This window comes from Streptomyces sp. NPDC050211 (assembly GCF_040656035.1).
Taxonomy (GTDB): Bacteria; Actinomycetota; Actinomycetes; order Streptomycetales; family Streptomycetaceae; genus Streptomyces.
The window spans coordinates 1-21,468 of record NZ_JBFALC010000077.1 but is presented as its reverse complement, the minus strand read 5'-3'; the positions used below and the strand labels follow the sequence as shown (position 1 = coordinate 21,468).

General features: G+C 73.8%; 14 protein-coding genes. 4 read left to right on the top strand and 10 right to left on the bottom strand.

Annotated elements, in window-relative coordinates:
- The first annotated feature begins 13 nt into the window (after window positions 1-13).
- A complete protein-coding gene (locus AB0I98_RS42845) occupies window positions 14-3,109 on the top strand; it encodes an acyltransferase domain-containing protein (RefSeq protein ID WP_362951452.1) in 3,096 nt (1,031 codons plus the stop codon).
- A 130-nt stretch (window positions 3,110-3,239) separates the two neighbouring features.
- A complete protein-coding gene (locus AB0I98_RS42840) occupies window positions 3,240-6,518 on the top strand; it encodes an amino acid adenylation domain-containing protein (protein ID WP_362951451.1) in 3,279 nt (1,092 codons plus the stop codon).
- A 199-nt stretch (window positions 6,519-6,717) separates the two neighbouring features.
- Here the strand turns inward: AB0I98_RS42840 and AB0I98_RS42835 are convergent, their stop codons facing one another.
- From AB0I98_RS42835 to AB0I98_RS42805, 7 genes are all read right to left on the bottom strand, one after another.
- Complete coding sequence (locus AB0I98_RS42835) at window positions 6,718-7,518, bottom strand: alpha/beta fold hydrolase (protein ID WP_362951450.1); 801 nt, start codon at window positions 7,516-7,518, stop codon at window positions 6,718-6,720.
- Window positions 7,519-7,599: 81 nt separating this feature from the next.
- On the bottom strand, window positions 7,600-8,370 hold the full coding sequence (locus AB0I98_RS42830) for an alpha/beta fold hydrolase (protein ID WP_362951449.1): 771 nt from the start codon (window positions 8,368-8,370) through the stop codon (window positions 7,600-7,602).
- Window positions 8,371-8,578: 208 nt separating this feature from the next.
- Window positions 8,579-9,076: a GtrA family protein gene (locus AB0I98_RS42825; RefSeq protein ID WP_362951448.1), complete on the bottom strand. Its 498-nt coding sequence runs from the start codon at window positions 9,074-9,076 to the stop codon at window positions 8,579-8,581.
- A 43-nt stretch (window positions 9,077-9,119) separates the two neighbouring features.
- Window positions 9,120-9,788 (bottom strand): DUF4097 family beta strand repeat-containing protein, encoded by a 669-nt coding sequence (locus AB0I98_RS42820; protein WP_362951447.1) that lies wholly within the window; start codon window positions 9,786-9,788, stop codon window positions 9,120-9,122.
- Between the two features lie 222 nt (window positions 9,789-10,010).
- Window positions 10,011-11,087: a ribosome small subunit-dependent GTPase A gene (gene rsgA, locus AB0I98_RS42815; protein ID WP_362951446.1), complete on the bottom strand. Its 1,077-nt coding sequence runs from the start codon at window positions 11,085-11,087 to the stop codon at window positions 10,011-10,013.
- The gene (locus AB0I98_RS42810) at window positions 11,084-11,278 is read right to left on the bottom strand and encodes a hypothetical protein (protein WP_362951445.1); all 195 of its coding nucleotides are present in this window, start codon (window positions 11,276-11,278) and stop codon (window positions 11,084-11,086) included. The genes rsgA and AB0I98_RS42810 overlap by 4 nt, the downstream gene beginning before the upstream one ends.
- A complete protein-coding gene (locus AB0I98_RS42805; RefSeq protein WP_362951444.1) occupies window positions 11,275-13,110 on the bottom strand; it encodes an alpha/beta fold hydrolase in 1,836 nt (611 codons plus the stop codon). The genes AB0I98_RS42810 and AB0I98_RS42805 overlap by 4 nt, the downstream gene beginning before the upstream one ends.
- Window positions 13,111-13,258: 148 nt before the next feature.
- Between AB0I98_RS42805 and AB0I98_RS42800 the strand changes: the two genes are divergently transcribed.
- Together AB0I98_RS42800 and AB0I98_RS42795 are read left to right on the top strand one after the other, a co-directional pair.
- Window positions 13,259-14,827 carry an NAD(P)-binding domain-containing protein gene (locus AB0I98_RS42800; protein WP_362951443.1) on the top strand — a complete coding sequence of 523 codons (1,569 nt, stop codon included), beginning with the start codon at window positions 13,259-13,261 and terminating at the stop codon, window positions 14,825-14,827.
- A 66-nt stretch (window positions 14,828-14,893) separates the two neighbouring features.
- The gene (locus tag AB0I98_RS42795) at window positions 14,894-15,643 is read left to right on the top strand and encodes a 2OG-Fe dioxygenase family protein (RefSeq protein ID WP_362951442.1); all 750 of its coding nucleotides are present in this window, start codon (window positions 14,894-14,896) and stop codon (window positions 15,641-15,643) included.
- On the opposite strand, the gene AB0I98_RS42790 is transcribed toward AB0I98_RS42795, so the two are convergent.
- From AB0I98_RS42790 to AB0I98_RS42780, 3 genes are all read right to left on the bottom strand, one after another.
- Window positions 15,625-16,986, bottom strand: a complete 1,362-nt coding sequence (locus AB0I98_RS42790) for a cation:proton antiporter (protein ID WP_362951441.1) — start codon at window positions 16,984-16,986, stop codon at window positions 15,625-15,627. The genes AB0I98_RS42795 and AB0I98_RS42790 overlap by 19 nt on opposite strands.
- 1 nt (window position 16,987) lies before the next feature.
- Window positions 16,988-20,125, bottom strand: coding sequence for an amino acid adenylation domain-containing protein (locus tag AB0I98_RS42785; protein ID WP_362951440.1), 3,138 nt, complete (start codon window positions 20,123-20,125; stop codon window positions 16,988-16,990).
- Window positions 20,122-21,468 (bottom strand): condensation domain-containing protein (locus AB0I98_RS42780; protein ID WP_362951438.1); only part of this gene is annotated, 1,347 nt, incomplete at its 5' end. The genes AB0I98_RS42785 and AB0I98_RS42780, both read right to left, overlap by 4 nt.

The window sequence follows — 21,468 nt, the reverse complement described above, 5'->3', positions numbered from 1 at the left end:
AGGGGTAAGTGACATGACCAACTCCGCGGATCGCACAGCGGACGGCGCGGACCGGGTCCAGCGGGCGCTGCGCACCCTGCTGGAGGAGCGCGACCGCCTCCGGCAGGAGAACGACGCCCTGAAAGCCGGCCGCGGCGAGCCGATCGCCGTGGTGGCCATGGCGTGCCGCTACCCGGGAGGCGTGTCGACGCCCGAGGAACTGTGGGATGTGATCCGCGAGGGCCGGGACGTCGTGGACGACTTCCCCACGGACCGCGGATGGCGGGACGTGTACGACCCGGACCCCGACACGGCCGGCAGTTCGTACACCCGCCAGGGCGGCTTCCTGACCGGCGTGGCGGACTTCGACGCGGGCTTCTTCGGCATCAGCCCCCGCGAGGCCCTGGCGATCGATCCACACCACCGCCTGCTGCTTGAGACGTCGTGGGAGGTCTTCGAGCGGGCCGGCATCGTTCCCGCCGAGGTGCGCGGCGCCGACGTCGGCGTCTTCTCCGGGGTGAGCTCGACCGAATACGGGTGGCGTTTCCTGGAGGCGGGCCACAGCGAGCTGGAGGGCCACCTGCTGTACGGCAGCTCGCTCAGCGTCGCCTCCGGCCGGGTGGCGTACGAACTCGGGCTGACGGGGCCTGCGGTGTCGGTGGACACGGCGTGCTCGTCGTCGCTGGTGGCCCTGCACCTGGCCGCGCAGTCCCTGCGGGCGGGGGAGTGCTCGCTCGCGCTGGCGGGCGGGGCGCTGGTGATGTCGACGCCCGCGATGTTCGTGGAGTTCTCCCGGCAGCGCGCCCTGTCGGCCGACGGCCGGTGCAAGGCCTTCGCGGACGCGGCCGACGGCACCGGCTGGGCCGAGGGGGTGGGCGTGCTGCTGCTGGAGCGGCTGTCGGACGCCCGCCGTAACGGCCACCCGGTGCTGGCCGTCGTGCGCGGCAGCGCGGTCAACCAGGACGGCGCCAGCAACGGGCTGACCGCTCCCAACGGCCGCGCCCAGGAGAAGGTGATCCGCACAGCCCTGGCGAACGCCAGCCTCTCGCCCGCCGAGGTGGACCTGGTCGAGGCCCACGGCACCGGAACCGTGCTGGGGGACCCCATCGAGGCGCAGGCGCTGCTGGCGACGTACGGCAAGGACCGGCCCGAGGGCAGGCCGCTGTGGCTGGGGTCGCTGAAGTCGAACATGGGGCACGCGCAGGCCGCCGCCGGGGTCGCCGGAGTCATCAAGGCCGTGCTGGCCCTGCGCCACGGCTACCTGCCCAAGACCCTGCACGTGGATACGCCGTCCGCGCACGTGGACTGGTCGGCCGGTGCGGTCGAGCTGCTGGTTGAGGGGCGCCAGTGGCCCCGGGCGGACGGTCCGCGGCGGGCCGGGGTGTCGTCGTTCGGCGTCAGCGGCACCAACGCGCACGTGATCCTGGAAGAGGAACCGCCGCCGGCCGAGGAGCGCGGCCCGGGCCCGGGCGTCGTCGGCGGCCTGGTGCCGTGGGTGGTGTCGGGCAAGACGGCGACGGCGCTTCAGCGGCAGGCGGGCCGGCTGCGCGAGGCCGCCGCCCGTCCGGGCGCGGACATCGCCGACATCGGCTGGTCGCTGGTGTCGGGCCGGTCGCGGTTCGCGCACCGCGCGGTGGTGCTGGGCCGCGACCGGGACGAGCTGCTCGGTGGGCTGGCGGCGCTGAGCGAGGGCGCGGAGTCGGCCTCGGTGGTGCGGGGCGTCGCCGGCAGCCTCGGCGGTGTCGCGTTCATGTTCCCCGGGCAGGGCTCGCAATGGGCCGGCATGGGCCGCCAGTTGTACGGCACCTTCCCCGTCTTCGCGCAGAGCCTCGACGCGTGCGCGGCCGCCCTGGCCGAGTGGGTCGACTGGTCGCTGCTCGACGTGATACGCGGCGTTCAGGGGGCGCCCGCCCTGGACCGGGTGGACGTGGTGCAGCCGGCACTGTTCTCGGTGATGGTGTCCATGGCCGCCCTGTGGCGGTCCTGGGGTGTGGAACCGGCCGCGGTCGTGGGACACAGCCAGGGCGAGATAGCCGCCGCCCATGTCTGCGGTGCGCTGTCGCTGCGGGACGCCACCAAGATCGTGGCGCTGCGCAGCAAGGCCCTGGTGGAGCTGATCGGGCACGGCGGGATGGCCTCGGTCGCACAGTCCGCGGACGTCGTGGCGCAGCGGCTGGCTCCGTGGAGCGAGCGGGTGAGCGTCGCCGTGGTCAACGGACCCCGCTCCGTGGTGGTGTCCGGGGAACCGGACGCACTCGATGAATTCGTCGAGAAGATGAAGGCCGACGGCGTTCAGGCGCGGCGCATATCCGTCGACTACGCCTCCCATTCCCACCAGGTGGCCCGGGTCCGCGACCAGGTGATCGACCCGCTGTCCGACGTGAGCCCGAAAGCGTCGGCGTTGCCCTTCTATTCGACCCTGTACGGCGAAATCATCGACACCGCCGGGCTGAACGGCGACTACTGGTACAACAACCTGCGCGAAAAGGTCCTCTTCGAATCCTCCGTGCGGCGGCTGGCCCAGGACGGTTTCCGGGTGTTCATCGAAATGAGCCCGCACCCCGTGCTGACCGTCCCGGTGCAGGAAATCGTCGAGGACGTCGACGACGCGGTGGTCCTGTCGTCGTCACGCCGGGAGCGCGACGAGGTGGAGGCCGTGGTCGGCTCGCTGGCCGAACTCCACGTCCGCGGCGGGTCGGTGAACTTCGATGCCCTGTTCGGCACGCGCCGGCGGGTGGACCTTCCGACGTACGCGTTCCAGCGGCAGCGGTACTGGCTGAGCTCCGCGCCCACGGCGGCCGCGGCGCAGATGCCCCCGGCGCAGCCGCCCGCAGACGATGACCAGCCCGTCTCCCTGTCGACGAGGATCTTGGGCCTGGCCGGCGACGACGCGAAGGCCCTCGTCCTCGACCACGTCATCGAAAAGGTCGCCGTCGTGCTCGGACATCCCTCCAGTGAATCCGTCGACCCCGACCAGGAGTTCAAGGAGCTCGGATTCGACTCGCTGCTGTCGGTGGAGCTGAGTAAACGCCTCACCGCGTCGACCGGACTGAAACTGAGGGCGAATCTGGTGCTGCGGCACCCGTCACCGCGGCGGATCGCCGAGCACCTCATGTCCTCCCTGCCATAAGGCATGGCGTAAGGACTGTCCTTGAGGACTGGGGACTGTCCCGCCGGCGGGACACCGCAAGCTCCGCAGCGGCCTGTCCCGCCCGGCATCGAGTTGTCTTGAACGGCCGATTCACCTCCCCGAAGGTGGGGTGATCTGTGAATTCCTCCGATTCCCGGGCCTGTTTGCTGAGGGGTTGATCTGTGTGCGTTCGTTCGGTGCGTCGTCTGCGCATAAAGGGATGTGGCGGGCGCAGGAAATGGCTCCCGACACGCCGAACCATGCGCTGACCATGTGGGATGTGGACGGTGAGTTGGATTCGGCGGTCATGGAATCCGCGTTCCTGCACGTGATGGGCGAGGCGGACGTGCTGCGCGTCACCTTCGCCGACGACGGCGGCGGGCTGCGCCTGATCCCCCGGGAACTGGGGGACTGGCAGCCGTTCTTCCTCGACCTCAGCGCCGAGGCCGACCCCGAGCAGGCGGCCCGCGAAGCCCTCGCCGACCTGGTGCGGCAGCCGTTCGACCTGGAGCGGGACCTGCTGTTCCGGCTCGGTGTGGTCAAGCTCGCGGCGACCCGCTCCCTCCTGGTGATCGCCTACCACCACCTCATCTCGGACGGGTTCGGCGCGGGCGGCCTGCTGTCGAAGCGTCTCGCCGAGGTGTACACGGCGCTGGTGCGGGGGGAGCCCGTACCCCGGCTGCCGCACCCGTGGGACGCCGAGTCGTTCGCGGCCGAAGCGGTGGACTACCTCGCCTCCCCCACGTTCACCGAGGACACGGAGTTCTGGCGCACCTACCTGACCGATGCGCCCGCGCCCGCGCAGGTGCCGCGCGTCGCCCTGTCCGAGCCGATGCGGTCCGCGCTCGACGCGCCGATGAGCAGCGCCGACCGCTGGTCGGAGGTGGCCGGCGCCATCGGCATGGCCAGCCGGACGCTGACCGTCGCGCGCGCCGAGGCGGACGCGTGGACCCAGACCGCGCAGTCCATGGGCGTGTGGATGTCGCAGCTGCTGACCACGGCCGCCGCGGTGTTCCTGCGGCACCGCTGCGAGCGTGCGGAGTTCCTCCTGTCGCTGGCCGTGGGCAACCGGGTCGGGGTGGCCAGCAGGACGCCCGGCCTGGCCGTCAACGTGGTGCCGGTACGGGTGCGGGTTCCCCTCGGTGCGACCGTCACCGAACTCGCCGACGCGATCAGCGACGAGACGTACGAGATCTTCGATCACACCGCCTGCCACTACTCGGACATCCAGCGCGCGGCCCAAACCGTCCTTGGCAGCCGCGGCAGTTTCGGTGCCGTCATGAACGTCGTCGAATTCGTGGAGCAGCTCCACTTCGCCGGCCACCGGGCCCGCTACCTGGGCGCGACGACCGGCACCTTCGACGAACTGTCGATCGGCGTCTACACCGACGGCAGCGCCGACAGCGACCTGTTCATCCGCCTCGACGCCCCGGCGAGCCTGTACACCCGCGCGGAGCTGCGCTTCATCGGCGAAGAACTGCTCGCCTGCATCCGGGCCGTGGTGGCCGCCGGGGAGCAGCCCGTCGGTGCGCTGGACGTGGTCAGCGGCGTGGAGCGCGACCGGGTCCTGGCGGCACCGCACGACACCGAAGCGCCGGCGCCGGCGCTGACCGTGCCGGAGCTGTTCGCCCGGCAGGTGCGGCAAGAGCCCGACGCCGTCGCCCTGGTGTCCGGCGACGCCACGGTCTCCTACCGCGAACTGGACGAGCGGGCCGGCCGCCTGGCCCGGGCGCTGCGCCGGCGGCACATCGCAGACGAGACGGTCGTGGCGGTGGCGCTGCCCCGCTCGGTGGACCTGGTCGTCGCCCTGCTGGCGGTGGCGCGGGCGGGCGGCGCCTACCTCCCGATCGACCCGACGTCCCCGGCGGAGCAGATCACCTCGCAGCTCGGCGACTCATCGGCGCGCGCCCTGCTCACCGACGCGGCGACAGCCCAGACGCTCCCCGCCGGCCTGGACGCCTTGGCGATCGTGTGCGACGACCTCGGGCCGGACACCGCCGACGCCGACGGCGACGGCGGGCCGCAGGCTGCGGCCCCGGCACACCCGGACGGCCTGCTGGCCGTGCTGTACGCCTCCACAGCGGCCGGTGCGCCCACGGCAGTTGCCGTGACGCACCGCAACCTGCAGCGGTTCGTCACCGACCGTCAGGTGCGGGAAGCCGGCCGCGGCACCGTGCTGTGGCACTCGCCGCCCACCTGTGGCGCGTTCGCCCTCGAAGTGTGGGCGCCCTTGCTGAGCGGCGGCCGCGTGGTCGTGGCCCCTGACGGCGAGCCGGCCCTCGACGCGCTGACCCGGCTGCGCACGGCGCACGACATCGCCACGGTGTGGCTGCCCGCCGGCCTGTTCGCGGCACTCGCCGCGGCACACCCCGCATCCCTTGCCGGGCTGCGCGAGGTGTGGACCGGCGGTGACCGCGTGCCCGCGGCCGCGCTGCGACGGATACGCCAGGCCTGCCCCGACCTGACGATCGTCCACGGTCACGGCCCGCTGGAGACGACCGCGTGGGCCGCATCCCACCGCCTGGCCGCCGGCGAACCGGCGCCCCCCGCGCCCGCGGTCGGCCGCCCGACGGCCGGCACCGCCCTCTATGTGCTGGGCCCGGGGCTGGCGCCGGTCCCCGCCGGCGTGACCGGAGAGCTGTATGTGGCCGGGCCCGGCCTGGCACGCGGCTACCACGGGCGCCCCGGGCAGAGTGCGGAGCGCTTCGTGCCCTGCCCGTTCGGTCCGCCCGGCGCGCTCATGCACCGCACCGGGGACCGGGTGCGGTGGGCCGACGGCGGCCGGCTCGAGTACGTCGGCCGGGCCGGCAGCCAGGCAGACGTACGCGGTGTCCGGGTCGAGTTGGCCGAGGCCGAGGAGGCGCTGGCCGAGCACCGGGGCCTGGCACAGGCGGTGGTGAGCGTCGCCGCGGACGACGCCGGGCAGCAGCGGCTGGTGGCCCATGTGGTCTGGGCGGCCGGCCGGGCCGTCCCGGGCGAGGAACTGCGCCGGTTCGCCGCGGGCCGGTTGCCACAGTCCCTGGTGCCGACGGTGTTCACCGCCCTGGACCGCCTGCCGGTCACGGCCGACGGCAGGGTGGACCGGGCGTCGCTGCCCGAGCCCGAGACCGACGACGGCACCTACCGGGCACCGCGCAACGACACCGAGCGCACCCTGGCCGCGGCCTTCGCCGACGTACTCGAACGGGACCGGGTCGGCATCGACGACGACTTCTTCGATCTCGGCGGCAACTCACTGCGGGCGATCCGGCTGGTCGGCCTGATCCGGTCGGAGCTGCACCAGGAGGTGTCCATCCGCACGCTGTTCGCGGCACGCACCGTCGCCGGTCTGTCGGACATGTGGAAGGACCTCGCCCAGTCCAGCAGGCCCACACTGCGCAGGAGGACCAGGGAGGGCGCCGTCCTGTGAGCACCGGGCCCGCCGGCCGGGCCGCCGTCGACGCGGGCCGTCGACGCCCACTGCGCGCAGGCAGCCGGGCCGTGGGTCGCCCGGATCCCACGACCCGGCCTCCTGGGAACGCGTCATCGACGCGGCGTACCGAGGGTCGCCGAGCCGGTGCGGCACCGCGCGCCGCGCGATCGGGTGGCGCACGGTCCGCACCGTCTGTTCAGCGGGCCCCCTGCTCGTGCGCGGCGGCGATCTGGCGGGTGGCCTCGGCGACGGCCCGGAAGTCCTTGCGCAGCACGTGGGAGTGGTTGCTCGCGACCTTCGCGCTCACCTGGAGGTTCGGGTTGCGGGCCAGCACCGGACTGAGCGAGGCCCGCATCTCCTCCATCTCCTCCTGGCCCCCGCCGAGGCTTTTGCCCGTGGCCAGGACGTAGCGCACCGGGCAGGTCAGCCGGGCGAGGACCGGCTCGATGGCGGCGTTGATCTCATTGGCCTCGATGTTGATGTCGGCATGCTGGTCGGCGGTCATCCGCGCGGCCATGCCCAGCGGACGCACCAGCGGCAGCAGCAGCCGCATCCGGCGGAACAGCTTCCGGATCCGTGCGCGGCCGGCCTCACCGGTCAGACCGTACGGAATGGCGCCGTCCACGCACACCACGCCCAGGACGCGGTCCGGATTGCGGTCGGCCCAGTGCGCCGCGAGCGCCGCACCGTAGGACCAGCCGACGAGCAGCGGCCGGTCCACCCCGGTCGCCTCCAGGACGGCGTCGATGTCCCGCAGACACGCCTCGAAGGAGTAGTCCGCCGACCGCTTCGACCGGCCGCGGGCCCGCTCGTCGAAGGTGATGTGCCGCCAGTCGGAGCCGAGTTCGGCGATCACGGGCCGCCAGGGCCGGTAATCGGCATAGGAGCCGTTGAGGTAGACGACGGGACGGCCGGGGCCGCGGGTGTCGTTGACGGCCAGGGCCGTGTCCTCGACCGGGACCATGCGGGCCCAGGGCGAACGAGCAGAACGGGTCATGCCCCAGGGTCCCCCCTGACCCGGGGTCATGGTCAACCAGCCACATTGAGCCATCCCGGGCCCGGCCGCCGGGCCCGGCGGTCAGGAGGCGGCGGTGCCGGCGAGCAGATCCTCGGTGACGGCCGCGGCGACCTGGCCGACGTGGTCGGCGAGATAGAAGTGCCCGCCGGGAAAGACCTTCAGAGCGAAGTCACCGCTGGTGTGCTCCCGCCAGGTCCCGGCCTCCTGGACCGTCACCATCGGGTCGCTGTCGCCGACCAGGACGGTCATCGCGGTGGCGAGCGGTTCTCCTCCGCTCCAGCGGTACGTGCCCAGGGCCCGGTAGTCGGCCCGCAGCGCCGGCAGCACGATCTCCAGGATCTCGGGGTTGTCGAGCATGGCCTGATCGGTGCCGCCCAGCCGGCGCACCTCGGCCAGCACATCGGCGTCGTCGTAGTCGCCGTAGAGGCGGTCCTGGGCGCTGATCCGGGTGCCCGGCGCGCCCCGGCCGGACAGGAACAGCCGCCGGGGGGCGGGCAGTTCACTGCGGGCGAGCAGCCGGGCCGTCTCGAACGCGACGAGCGCGCCCATGCTGTGGCCGAACAGGGCGTACGGCCGTGCGGCCTCCGCCGCCAGTTCCTGGGCCAGTTCCTCGGCCACCGCCTCGACGAGCGGGGCCAGGGCGGTGAACGGCGCCTCGCCGTACCGGTCCTGACGCCCCGGATACTGCACGGACACCACGTCGAAGTCCGCGGGCAGGGTACGCGCCAGCTGCACGTACGCCGTCGCGGAGCCCCCCGCGTGCGGGAAGCACACGAGCCGCGGCCCGTTGCCCGCGGCCGTGGTGAAGCGCCTCAACCACGTGCTGTTCACTTCGGTGTCCCTTCGTCCTGCCGCCCGGCGCACGTCACGTGGCGGCGGGCAGTAAGAAGCCCGCCGGTGCCCCCGGGGGACGTGGGGCGCCGGCGGGCGGTTCGGTGCCCCCGCGGCGGCTCGGGCCCGTCCGCGTCGGAGCGTTGGACCCGACCCTGTCGCCCCGCCCTCGACGGGTGCTCGCAGGGCGGTGGAGAGCGGGCGTGGCCTACGCCGCGAGGACGGGCGCGGCCACCGGCGCCTGCCGCGTCAGGGGCCGCCGCGTAGTCCGGCGGGCGGCGAAGACGTACAGGCGCAGGACGGCGAAGCGGGCCGTGCCGGCCAGGCCGCAGGCGCCGAGGTAGACGATCTGCTCGGTCAGCAGGCCGGGGGAGGGCTGCGCCAGATGCAGGACGTACACGGCCATGCTGGTCGCCAGGTAGGCGGCGAGGGCCGAGCCCGCCGACTGCCCGTGCTCGCGCCAGCCGGCGCCGCGCCCTGTGGCGAAGGTGTAGCGGGCGTGGAGTTCGGTGCACAGCAGGGTGGAGGCGGCGGTGATGACCGCGTTCGAGACCGCCCAGGGCAGGGCCATGGCCAGCAGCGGTACGGCGAAGCTGCAGAGGACTCCGACGCCGCCCCCGAAGAGCACGAACCGCAGGAACGAGGCGAGGGGGCCGGGGCCGGCCGGCGTCGCCGGCTCGGGCCTGGGTGCGAGTGGCGACGTCATGGGCGTGCTCCTTTCTGGCGGGGCGTCAGGGGCGTTGGGGGCCTTACAGGCTGCGGGCGGTGATGTCGCCGTGCTGGGTGGTGGCGTGGAGGGTGAGGCCGGCGGCGCCGTCGGTGTTGCGCAGCGCGTTGTCGATGCGGCCGTGGGCGCTGTGGGCGTTGAGGGTGGCGGAGGTGGTGCGGGCGGCGCCGACGGTGATGTCGCCGGACTGGGTGGTGAGCGTGACCGTGCCGTGGACGGCCTCGGCGATATGCAGGTCGCCCTTGTGGGTGCTGATCTCGCCGGGGCCGCCCAGGCGGCCGAGGAAGATGTCGCCGGCTTGGAGGGTGAGGCGGGCGCTGGCGGCCTCGTCGAGCTTGACGGTGCCGTGCGCGCCCTCGAAGGTGACGTCGCCGAGGCGTCCGGCGCTGCGGAACTCGGCGTCGGCCGCCTTCGCCTCGATGCGGGAGCCGGCGGGCAGCTGGATGGTCACCTCGAGGGAGCCGGACGGCCCCAGGACCCGGTTCTTCGCCGCCGCGGTCTCGATCCGCAGGACGCCGTCGCCGTAGCTGACCTCGGTCTGCTCCGCCGCCTTGATGTCGCGGCTCTTGGCGGCGTTGGCGGGCAGGACCTCGACGGTGGTGTCGGTGCGGTCGGCCGCGACGAGGCGGATGTGCCCGGCGGGGATGTCGAGGACGACGGAGATGGGGGCGGAGGTGGCGTACTGCTTCATGGTGTGATCCTTCGGCTCGTCGTTTCTGATGAAAGAAACGCTACGTTGCATTCAAGGATCTGGCAACAGAATCGTTGCGCATAATCATTATCAATGCAGGTAGGAGCCGAGAAATCGTTGCAACGGGTCTGAATCTAATGCAACAGTGCCTGCTGGTTCATTGCAATGAATTGAGGGTGAACGCTATGCCGGACCCCCGGGGGCGGCCCGGGGGTCCGGGGTTCAGCGGTGCGGGCGTTTCTTCAGGGCGCGGGCGCGGGAGCGGATGCGCTGTTTGTCCTCGGCGCGGGCGCGGGCGTCCTGACGCAGTTCGAGCATGCGCTGTTCGCGGCGCAGCTTGTGCCAGTTGCCGAGGCGGCCGGCGTCCAGTGCGCCCTCGGCGACGGCGCCGCGCACGGCGCAGCCGGGTTCCGCGCCGTGGGTGCAGTCGCGGAACTGGCACCGGCCGGTCAGCTGCTCGATGTCGCTGAAGGCGCGGTCGATGCCCTCGTCGGCGTCCCACACGGCCAGGCCGCGCATGCCGGGGGTGTCGACGAGCAGGCCGCCGTCGGGCAGCGGGACGAGTTCGCGGTGGGTGGTGGTGTGGCGGCCCTTGAAGTCGCCGCGCACCTCCTGCGTGCTCAGCCTCTCGCTGCCGCTGAGGGCGTTGACCAGGGTGGACTTGCCGACGCCGGACAGCCCGACCAGGGCGACGGTGCGGCCGGGGCCCGCGTACCGGCGCAGCGCCTCGAGGCCCTCGCCGGTGTGGGAGGACAGGGTGTGCACCGGCGTGCCGGGGGCGATGCGGCGGACCTCGTCGGCGGCGGCTTCGGGGTCGGGGTGCAGGTCGGCCTTGCTCAGGACGACGACGGGCTGGGCGCCGCTCTGCCAGGCCACCGCCAGATACCGCTCGACCCGGCGCAGCCGCTGCTCCCCGGTGAGGGCGGCGACCACGAAGACGGTGTCGACGTTGGCGGCGACGATCTGGGCCTCGGTCCGGGCGCCGGCGCTGCCCCGCACGAACGCGGAGTGGCGCGGCAGGACGTCCTCGACCCGGTCGTCCGCCACGACGGCCCAGTCGCCGGTGGCGAGTCCGGGGCCGCCGAGGCGGGGCTGTTCGGGCCTGAACACCCGGGGTGCGGGGGTGGCCCGCACCGTCCGGCCGGCGAGGAGCACGGTGCAGGCGCCGCGGTCGACCTGCCCGACGCGGCCGGGCGAGGAGCCCGGGAAGGCGTCCGCGAAGCCGCCGTCGGCCCAGGCCACGGCCAGCTCGGGCCGCCAGCCGAGGACATCGAGTCCGGTGAAGTCGCTGGTGCTCAACGGCCCTCTCCCTGCTCGGCGCCGGCGGGCTGGGCAGCGGTCTCTTCGGTGCCGGCGGCCCGGGCGGCCGCGGCCGGGGCGGGTTTGCCCTCGCAGCCGCAGCCGCCGCGCTGGACCGTGAAACGGCGGCGCGGTGCGGGGGTGGCCGGCTGCTGCGTGCTGGTGCCGCTGTTGTCGCTGTTCTCGCTCATGTTCCCGCTTCCGTGTGGGGCCGGGTGCCGACCCGGCTGTGGACGAAGGTGATCTGCGTGGTGATCGACTCGGCGCCGAGGCCGGTGTGGGCCGTGCGGTGCCCCATGGCGCGGTAGCGGACCTCGACGTCGGCGCCCCGGCCGCGCAGCGCGGCGACGTAGTTCTCGACCTGCCGCGGCGGGCAGCGCGGGTCGTGCTCGCCGGCGAGGACGAGCAGCGGTGCGCGGACGGCTCCGGCATGGGTGAGGGGAGAGGAGGCGGCGTACGTGGCGGGGACCTCGGCGGGGCTGCCGCCGAACATGGCGCGGTCGACCCAGCGCAGCCCCTCGAGTTCCTCCTCGTAGGCGGCGATGTAGTCGCCGACCGGGTTCTCCGCGACACCGCAGGCCCACAGGCCGGGCTGGGTGCCCAGGCCCAGCAGCACCAGGTAGCCGCCCCAGGAGCCGCCGGCCAGGACGCAGCGGCCGGGGTCGACGAGCCGGTCGGCGACCAGGCGGGCGCGGACGGCGGCGACATCGGCGAGTTCGGTGTGGCCCACGGCGGCGCGCTGGGCCAGCCGCCAGCTGCGGCCGTTGTCGCCGGAGCCGCGGTAGTTGACGCGTACGACGGTGTATCCGGCGTCGTTCCAGGCGGCGGCCGCGGGCAGATAGGCGTCGCCGTCGGCGGCGTGCGGGCCGCCGTGCAGCAGGAACACGGCCGGGTGCGGGGCCCCGTCGCGCTGTCGCTCACCCTGCCCGGTGGGGGTGCTGACATAGGCGGGCACCGGGCCGCCGGCGCCGTCGGTGAGGATCTCCCGGACGGGTGAGGCGGGGCGGAACGCCCGCGGCACGCTGAGCAGTTCGCTGCCGGTGCCGTCGTACAGCACGGGGGCGGTGGCCGCGGAGGAGAACGTGTACCAGTGGCCGCCGTCGGGACGGGCCGCCACCTCGTGGACGGTGCCGGGCGGGGTGGGCAGCGCGGTGGTGCGGCCGTCGGCGAGGCTGTGGCGCAGCAGTTCGCTGCGGCCGTGGTGACGGTGGTGCAGCAGCAGCGCCCGGCCGTCCGGGTAGAACTGGGCCCGTACCTCGCCGGGCAGCGACGTGGCGATCTCCCGCACCTCGCCGGTGCGCGGGTCCCACAGCAACGGGGCGCGCACGCCCCGGCGTTCGTGGGTGGCCAGGACCCGGTGGCCGCCGGGCTCGAAGGGGTGGCCGAAGGGCAGGACCTCGATGCCGCTCGCAGGCCAGTCGCACAGCTCGCCGACGCTTGCGCCGTCGAGGCCGACCACGCGCAGGGCGGTCCGCTGGGGGTCGCCGCGCTCGGCGTGGACGTACAGCACCAGCGACTCGTCGTCGCTGATCCCGCCGACGTACAGCGGACTCCGGCTGAGACGCAGCGGTGTCACGGCGGCGGCGCCCGGCCGCATCACATACAGGCCGTATCCGCCGTCCGGCTCGCCGACGGCGGACACGGCGAGAGAGGACCGGCCGAGCGCGAGACCCTCCGGGGAGCCGCCGGGCATGCCGGGCAGCGCGGGGACGGCGGGCCCGCCGCGCAGCGGGGAGCGCACCCAGTGGCCCTGCTCGCTGCCGTCGTCGTCGCGGTACCACCACAGCCGCCGGCCGCGCGGGTCGACCAGGCCGAGCTCCACTCCGTGGGCCGCGTCGGTGAGCTGCCTGAACGCGCCCGTGGTGAGGTCCCACAGATAGAACTGCGCGGTCCCGCTCGCATTGCCGCGCACCGCGCACACCCCGGGCCGCTCACGCCCCCACACCGGAAGCCCCACCGAGGGCACCGCGCAGCGGTCCGCCGGACTCGACTCCGCTTCTAGTGCCCCGCTGTATAAAGTCACCACGCCATTATGTGGAACGAGGATCGAGCCCGGGAAGAGCCCCAGCGGAATATTTCCGAGAAGGAGCGGAGCAGGGTTTCCGTACGCCGCTCCGAGGGAATCTCATGCCATTTTCCGCGGTTCTCCTCCCGAATCCGGAGGACCATCCGTGGGTGACTCAGAAATTCTCGACTACATCGTTGTGGGCGGCGGTCCTGCCGGTCTGCAGCTCGGCTACTTCCTGCACCGGCAGCAGCGCACCTACCGGGTGCTGGAGGCGGGCGACGACGTCGCCACGTTCTTCACGCGGTATCCGCGGCACCGCCGGCTGATCTCCAACAACAAGGTGCACACCGGATTCGACGATGCCGACAAGAAACTGCGCTGGGACTGGAACTCGCTGCTGAGCGACGACCCGGAGCTGGTGTTCCCGCGCTATTCCTCGGACTACTTCCCCAAGGCCGACGACCTCGTGCGCTATCTGCGCGACTTCCGCCTGCGCCACGGCCTCACCGTCACCACCGGGGCCCGCGTCGAGCGCATCACACGCACCGAACCCGCCCCGGGGCAGAGCCTGTTCACCGTGACGGACCGGGCCGGACGCAGCTGGCGCGCCCGCCGTGCGGTGATCGCGACCGGCTTCCACGTGCCGTTCACCCCGCCCGGCGTGCCCGGCATCGAGTACGCCGAGAACTACGCCGACATCTCCACCAACCCCGCGGACTTCGCCGGCCAGCGCGTGCTGGTCGTCGGCAAGGGAAACTCTGGATTCGAAACCGCGGAGAACATTTTCCAGCACACCGCATCCACGCACATGCTCAGCCCGAATCCGGTACGCCTGGCCTGGACGACACACCATGTGAGCGACCTGCGGGCAGTTTACAACAACACGCTGGACTCCTATCAGCTGAAGATGCAGAACACCATTTTGGACGGGAAACTCGAATCGATCGAGAAACTGTCCTCCGGGAAACTCCGGGTCGATTTCCGCTACAGCCACGCCCACGGACAGCAGTGGACCCTCGACGTCGACCGTGTGGTCCTGTGCACCGGATTCAGGCCGGACTTCTCCATATTCGGGGAAGGGGCCGTGCCGGACACCGTGCGCGAGGGCCGCTTCCCCGCACTCACCAGCGCCTGGGAATCCGTCAACGTACCCGATCTGTATTTCGCCGGGACGCTGATGCAGGCCCGCGACTACAAGCGGTCCTTCTCGGGCTTCATCCACGGCTTCCGCTACAACATCCGCTTCCTTGCCGGGCACTTCGCCGAGCGCCACCACGGCGCCCCCGCACCCTGGCACACGCTGCGGCGCAGCCCCGAGGCCCTCGTCGAACGCATCGCCCACCGCGCCGTGCACGCCTCCTCGCTGTTCCAGCTGCCGGGCTTCCTCGGCGATGTGTACGCGCTGGACGGCCCCGACGGCACGGCGTCGACGCGGGTCGACGTGCCCGTCGAATACGCCCTGGACAGCCCCGGCCTGGCCGAGCGTCCGCTGCTGCTGGTGACGCTGGAGTACGGCAAGCTGCCGCCCGGCGCCGACCCCTTCCACGTGGAACGCGACCCGGCGGACGGCTCGACCAGCCAGTTCATCCACCCGGTGCTGCGGCTGTACCGCGGCGGCGCCCTGCTCGACACCCACCACATCCCGGAGGACCTGGAGAACGAGTGGGACAAGGAGACCTACCTCAAGCCCGCCCGCGAGGCGGTCGGCCGGATGCTGGAGCGCCTGTGCTGACGGGCCGGCCCATAGGGACAACCGGCACGCCGGCATGACCGGTACGAGGGGAACTGGGAGAACACCGTGCAGCCTGTGATCGACCGCGGCCGGGCCGCGGCCCTGGCCGTCGACGCCGACATCGCCGGCCGGGTGCGCCGCAAGGGGTATGCGACCGTGCCCGGCAGCGCGTTCCGCACCGCCGCCTGGGCCCCGGCGCTGGCCGGACTGCGGGCCGCGTACGGGCAGTTGGAGCCGGACGCCTATCTCGCCGACGGCGGCGCCTACCGGCTGCGCCGCCACGCCCGCTACCGCTACCGGGCGGCGCGTCAGGCGCTGCTGCCCGAGCGGCCGGGCCCGTATCTGCAGAGCGCCGAGGTGAACCCGTTCGCGGGCGGCACGCCGCGCCACTTCGCCCCGCTCCCGCCCCAGGTCCGCGACAATCCGTTCCTGCACGCGCTGCTGCTGCGCAGTGTGCGGGTGTTCGCGGACACTGCGGCGCCCTGCGACTGGGAGGTGGACGTCCATCTGGTGCGCATCCGGGCGCTGGCCGACGAGATGGGGCTGCCCTCCCCGGAGGGGGTGCACCGCGACGGCTTCGACTTCATCTCCCTGCATCTGATGGACCGCCGCCGGGTGCTGGGCGGCCGCAGCATCATCTGCTCCGCCGACGGCACGCCGATCGAGACCCCGCTGCTGGCCGAGCCGATGGACTCGCTGTACGCCGACGACCGCCGGATCCTGCACGGCACCGAGCCGGTGCGGCTGGATCCGGCGGCGGGTGCGCCCGAGGGCCACCGGGACATGCTGCTGACAAGCTACCGGCGCGCGGACTGACCTGCGCCCACCGGCTCGGCCGCGGGCGGGGGCAGGGGCGCCGTCGCCGTCCCTGTCCCGGGCCCGGCCTTGGCGGCGCCCCGGCGCTCGATCCACTCGTACAGCGGGGTCGCGGCGAAGGTGGTCAGGACCGTCATCAGCGCGAGGACGGTGTACAGCTCCACGGTGATCAGGCCCGCGTCGCGCCCGATGCTCAGCAGGATCAGCTCCATCAGGCCGCGGGCGTTCATCAGTGAGCCCAGCGAGGCGGCGTCGCGCCAGCTGCTGCCGGTGGCGCGCCAGGCGAGGGTGCAGGCGCCGCCCTTCACCGCGAACGCCACCACGAGCACCAGCAGCAGCGTGGCGAGGACCGTCGGGTCGAACACCACGTCCAGGCGGGTGCCCAGGCCCGCGTAGACGAAGAACAAAGGCAGCAGGACGTAGGAGGTGACCGGTTCCAGGCGGCGTCCGATCTCGTCGGCGAACGCGCCGCGCGGCATGCACGTGCCGAGCACGAACGCGCCGAACACCGAGTACACGCCGACCCATTCGGTGAAGGTCGCGCACACCAGCAGGACCACGACGACCGCGCCGAGCGCCTCGGGCCGCGCCCCGCCCTCGCCTGTGCTCCAGCGGGCGAAGCGCGCGCCGGCGACCCGCTTGACGCCGAGCAGCACGGCCACGTACAGGGCGCTGCCGCCGAGGGCGAGCAGCGCGACCATGGGATCGCCCTGGGCGGCGGCGACCACGATGGCGAGCAGGATCCAGGCGGCGGCGTCGTCCACCGCGGCGCAGGCCAGCGCGACGGTGCCGATCTTGGTGCGGGTGAGCCCGCGGTCGTGGATGATGCGGGCGAGCATCGGGAACGCGGTGATGGCGCAGGCCGCGCCGACGAACACGGCGGCCTGCCAGGCGGCGACGTCGTCGGCGAACCACAGGTCGCCGTCGGCCAGATACCAGCCGAGCAGCCCGCCGACGACGATCGGCGCGAGGACGCCGGCCGCCGAGGCGACGGCGGACTGCCGGAGGTGCCCGGCGAGGATGGAGTGGTCGAACTTCAGGCCGACCACGAACATGTAGAGGACCAGGCCGAGCTGGCCCGCGACGAACAGCGTCGTCAGGGCCGGGTGCTGGATGTCGGTGGCCGTCCCCGGCACGGTGAGCAGCCGCGGGAAGAGGTCGTCGAACAGGGCGGGGAAGACATGGCCGAGCAGGGTGGGGCCGAGCAGGAAGCCCGCCGCCATGTCGGCGACGACCTGCGGCTGGCCCAGCCGGCGCAGCAGCAGTCCCAGCAGCCGGCACACGGCCAGGACGGCGGCCAGCTGCACGAAGAACAGCATGGCCAGTTCGTTGTTGGTGGGCATCTCACACGCTTTCGTCGTCGGGGGCCGCGGTCCAGTCGAACCCGGCGAAGCCCGCGCGGGCGGGCGGGACGGATCCGGCCGGGCACACGGGGACGGGGTCCCCGGGCCGGGCGCGGGTGAGCGCTTCGGCGTGCCGCAGCACCCGGCGGGCGAGGGCGGCGGCGGTGCCGGGCTCGTACAGGTCCCGGTCGTACTGGAGGGTCAGGCGTGTTCCGTGCGGGTCCCTGGCGAACTGGAAGGACAGGTCGAACAGTCCGTCACGCAGCGGCACGGGTGAGCCGGTCAGCCGCAGCAGCCCGGCGGCGTCGATCTCCTCCCAGAGGGTGACCCAGACGTCGAAGAGGGGGCCGCGTCCGGTCGGGCGGGGCGGGTTAAGGGCGCGGACCACCTCGTCGAAGGGCAGCGCGGCATGCTCGAGCGCGCCGACCACCTTCCCGGCCAGGTGGTCGAGGAGAGTTGCGCAGGTGAGGGCCGGGCGGACGGGGGTGCGCAGGGCCACGGTGTTGATCCGGCAGCCGATGGTGCCGCCCGTGCGGTGGCTGACCGCGGTGCCCAGGCAGATGTCCTCGGCGCCGGTGGCGGTGTGCAGCGCCAGGGCGACGGCCGCGGCGAGCGGGGTGAACAGCGAGGTGCGCCGGGCACGGGCCAGGTCCTGAAGGGCGCGGGTCGCCGCCGCGTCCAGGCGTTCACCGTGGACGGCGGTGCGGCGGCCGGGCGCGGGGGTGCGCGGGTGGTCGACGGGGAGCGGGACCGGCTCGGGCAAGGGGGTCAACTCGCCTTTCCAGTAGGCGAGTTCACGGCCGGTCGGCTGCGGGTCGGGGGTGTCGCCGGCGGGCGGCGGGGGCAGCGGGCGGCCCTCGGCCAGGGCGTCGTGGCAGGAGACCAGGTCATCGGCGGCGATCTGCAGGGAGAGCTGGTCGGCGACGGTGTGGTGGAGCACCAGCAGGAGGTGGCTCTCGTCCGGGGTGCGGATCAGGGTGGCGCGCAGCAGCGGGCCGCGTGCGAGGTCGAACGGCTCGTGCACCAGGCGCTCGACGAGGGCCTCGCGCTGCGCCGGGCCGGCGGCCCGCTCCACCGCGAGCAGCGCAGCGTCGGCGCGCAGGTACGGCACCGGTTCACCGCGCTGCTCGCGAAACGCGGTGCGCAGCGCCGGATGCCGGGTCTGCAGGAGGGTCACGGCGCGGGCGAGGGCCTGCGGGTCGAGGGTGCCGGTGCAGCGCAGGAGCAACGGCACGTGGTAGGCGGTGTCGTGGGGGCCGCGCAGCTGCTGTTCCAGCCAGAGGCGGCGCTGGAGGGGAGCCGCGGGGGACCCGGCGGCGGGCTCGTCGGGGGGTTCGGTGGTGGGGCGGGCGGCCAGGCGGGCCGCGAGGGTGGCCGGGGTGGACGACTCGAACACGTCGCGTACGGTGACCGTGGTGCCGAGCCGGCCGGCCGCCCTCTGGGCCAGTGCGGCCGCCTTGAGGCTGGTGCCGCCGCAGTGGAAGAAGTCGTCGGTGTCGGTGACCGGGCGGCCGAGCACTTCGACGAACAGCGCCCGCACCTGCGGCCGCAGCGCCGCGCCCGCCGCCGGCCCGGCCTCGCCCGCGGCCTGGGGTGCTGCCGGGAGCCCGCGGGATACCAGTTCGCGGCGGTCGATCTTGCCGTTGGGTGTCTGGGGCAGCCGGTCGCAGACGGCCACGGCCGCCGGGACCATGTAGTACGGCAGACGCTGGGCGAGCCGGTCACGCCAGTCGCCGGGCAGGCCCTGACCGCGTGTCACCACATGGGCGACGAGGAGGGGTTCGGGGGTGCCGGCGGGTACCACGACGGCCGCGGCGGCGATCCCCGGCAGGGCCGTCAGGGCGGCCTCCACCTCTCCCGGTTCGATCCTGAACCCGCGGATCTTGACCTGCCGGTCGGCCCGGCCGCGGAAGTCGAGGGTGCCGTCGGGGCGGTGGCTTGCGAGGTCGCCCGTGCGGTAGAGGCGGGCGCCGGGCCGCGGATCGCACGGGTCGGCGACGAAGCGCTCCGTGTCGAGTCCGGGGCGGCCCAGGTAGCCGCGGCCCACGCCCGTGCCGCCGATGTACAGCTCGCCCACCGTGCCCGGGCCCGCCGGCCGGCCCTGCGCGTCGTACACGTGGTAGCGCAGGTTCGCCATCGGCCGCCCCACGGTGGGCGGTTCGCCCGGGGCGCCGGGCGGGCAGCGGTGCCAGGACTGGAAGACGGTGGCCTCGGTCGGCCCGTACACATAGAACAGGTCACGGCCCGGCGCCGCGGCCCAGCGGTCCACCAGCGCCTGACAGAACGCCTCGCCGCCGGTCACCACGGTGCGCACGCCGGGGAAGCCGGCGGGGTCCAGCTGGGCCAGGAGCGCGGCGAGCAGGAAGACGGTGTCCACCTCGCGGTCGCGGACCAGGGCGGCCAGCGCATCGGCGGAGGCGGCCGGGGCGTCGAAGGGGACGACGGCGGCGCCCGCCCACAGCGCGGCGAAGATCTCCCACACCGAGACGTCGAAGCCCGGGCCGGCGAACTGCAGCACGCGGCGCCCGGGCCGCAGCCCGAAGGGTTCGGCGGTGGCGGCCAGCAGATTGACCAGGCTGCGGTGTTCGATGCCGACGCCCTTGGGACGGCCGGTGGAGCCGGAGGTGTGAATGACGTAGGCCAGGTCGCCGCCGGTGGCGGGGCAGCGCACCGCGCCCGGTGTGGCGGGGAGGTGGTCGTGCAGGTCGTCGAGGTCGAGCAGCACGGTGCGGCCGTCGGGGACCAGGCCGGTGAGGCCGGGTGTGGTCACGGTGATCTCGCCGCTGACGTCCTCGGCGATGTGGGCGAGCCGGGCGCGCGGGTAGCCGGGGTCGAGCGGGAGATAGGCCGCGCCGCAGCGCAGGACGGCGAGCAGGGCGACGACCAGCTCGGCCGAGCGCGGCAGGCAGACGCGGACCACGCTGCCGGGGCCGGCCCCGTGGTCGGCCAGGCGTCCGGCGAGGACGTCGGCCAGGGCGTGCAGGGCGGCGTGGGTGAGGGTGCGGTCGCCGGTGATCACGGCCGGGCGGCCGGCCCAGCCGGCCGACCGGGCACGCAGCAGGTCGGCGACGGTGCCGTCGGGGACGGGCGCCGCGGTGTCGTTGAGCCGCGCGAGCACCGAGGCCCAGTCGCCGCTCATGCCCGCTCCCCGGCGGCGCCGGTCCGCTCGCCGCCGGGAGTGTCCCGCCAGGGGGCGTCCGGGGTGCGCAGCAGGGCGTCAAGGGCGCGGCCGTAGCGCTGGACGAGGCCGTCGGCGGTCGCGGCGTCGAAGAGTTCCCCCTTGTAGGTGAGGACGCCCTCGACGTCGTCGGGTCCGGCGCGCAGGGACCACACCAGATCGAACGCGGTGGCCGTCGGGCGCACCGCGGCGGTGTCGCCGTCGGGGGTGAACAGGCCGCCGGGCCGGGCGGCGGCCTCCTCCTGGGCGACCACGAGGACCTGGCTGAGCCGGGCGCGGTCGATGCCGTATTCCCGCTCGGCGAGCTCGCCGACGGCGGTGAGGTCCGTGTCGGGGTGGGTGTGTGCGTTCAGCAGCGCGTCGGCGACCCGCCGGGCGAGTTCGCGGTGGGTTGAGGCACCGGCGGTGTCGACGCGCAGCACGGCGGTGCTGGTGAGCGGGCCGACGACGGCGGCGAGGCCGGGCCGGTCCCGGGTGCTGAGCACGGTCGCGAGCCACACCTCGCCCCGGCCCTCGTGCTGACCGTACTGTCCGAGCGCCGCGGTCAGGGCGGTGAGCGCGGCGGTGAACGGGGTGAGTCCCGCGGTCCGTGCGAACCGCCCGGCGCCGGGCGCGGGCAGCAGGAACGGCAGCTCGGTGGGGATCAGCGCCGCGCGCACCAGCCGGGGCCGGTCATAGGGCAGCCGCAGCTCGGGCGGCGGGCAGGCCAGGGCGTGGCGCCACTCGTCCAGGACGCCGTCCTGGCTGCCGGTGCGGGTGCGCTGCCAGCGGGCGACGTCCGCCAGCCGCAGCCGGCCCGGTGGTTCGGGGTCAGGGCGCCGCCCGGACGCGAACGCGGCGTAGGCGTCCTCCAGTTGCGCGACGATCAGCTCCATGGAGCGGCCGTCCACGGCGATGTGATGGACGGCCAGCAGCAGGACGTGCGCGTCGGCGGCGAGCCGCACCAGGCGGGCGCGGACGAGGAGGCCGGCGGCCAGGTCGAAGGGTTCGCCGACGTGCCGCTGGGCGATCTCGCGCAGTGCCGCGGCCCGGTCGTCCTGCGCCAGGGCGCTCAGGTCCTCCTCGTGCCAGGAGATGCGCGGCACGGGCAGCCGGTGCCAGCGGGGTTCCGCGCCGTCGTCCACCAGGCGGCTGGAGAGGGCGTCGTGGCGGGCGGCGGTGTCCTCGACCGCCTCGCGCAGCGCGTGCGCGTCGACGGGCCCGGTGCGCAGCGCCTCCACCACGGCGAACGCGGCCTGCGGGGCCCCGTCCTTGAGGGACCGCCAGATCTCGTACTGTTCGCCGCTCAGCGGTGCCGGGCCGGC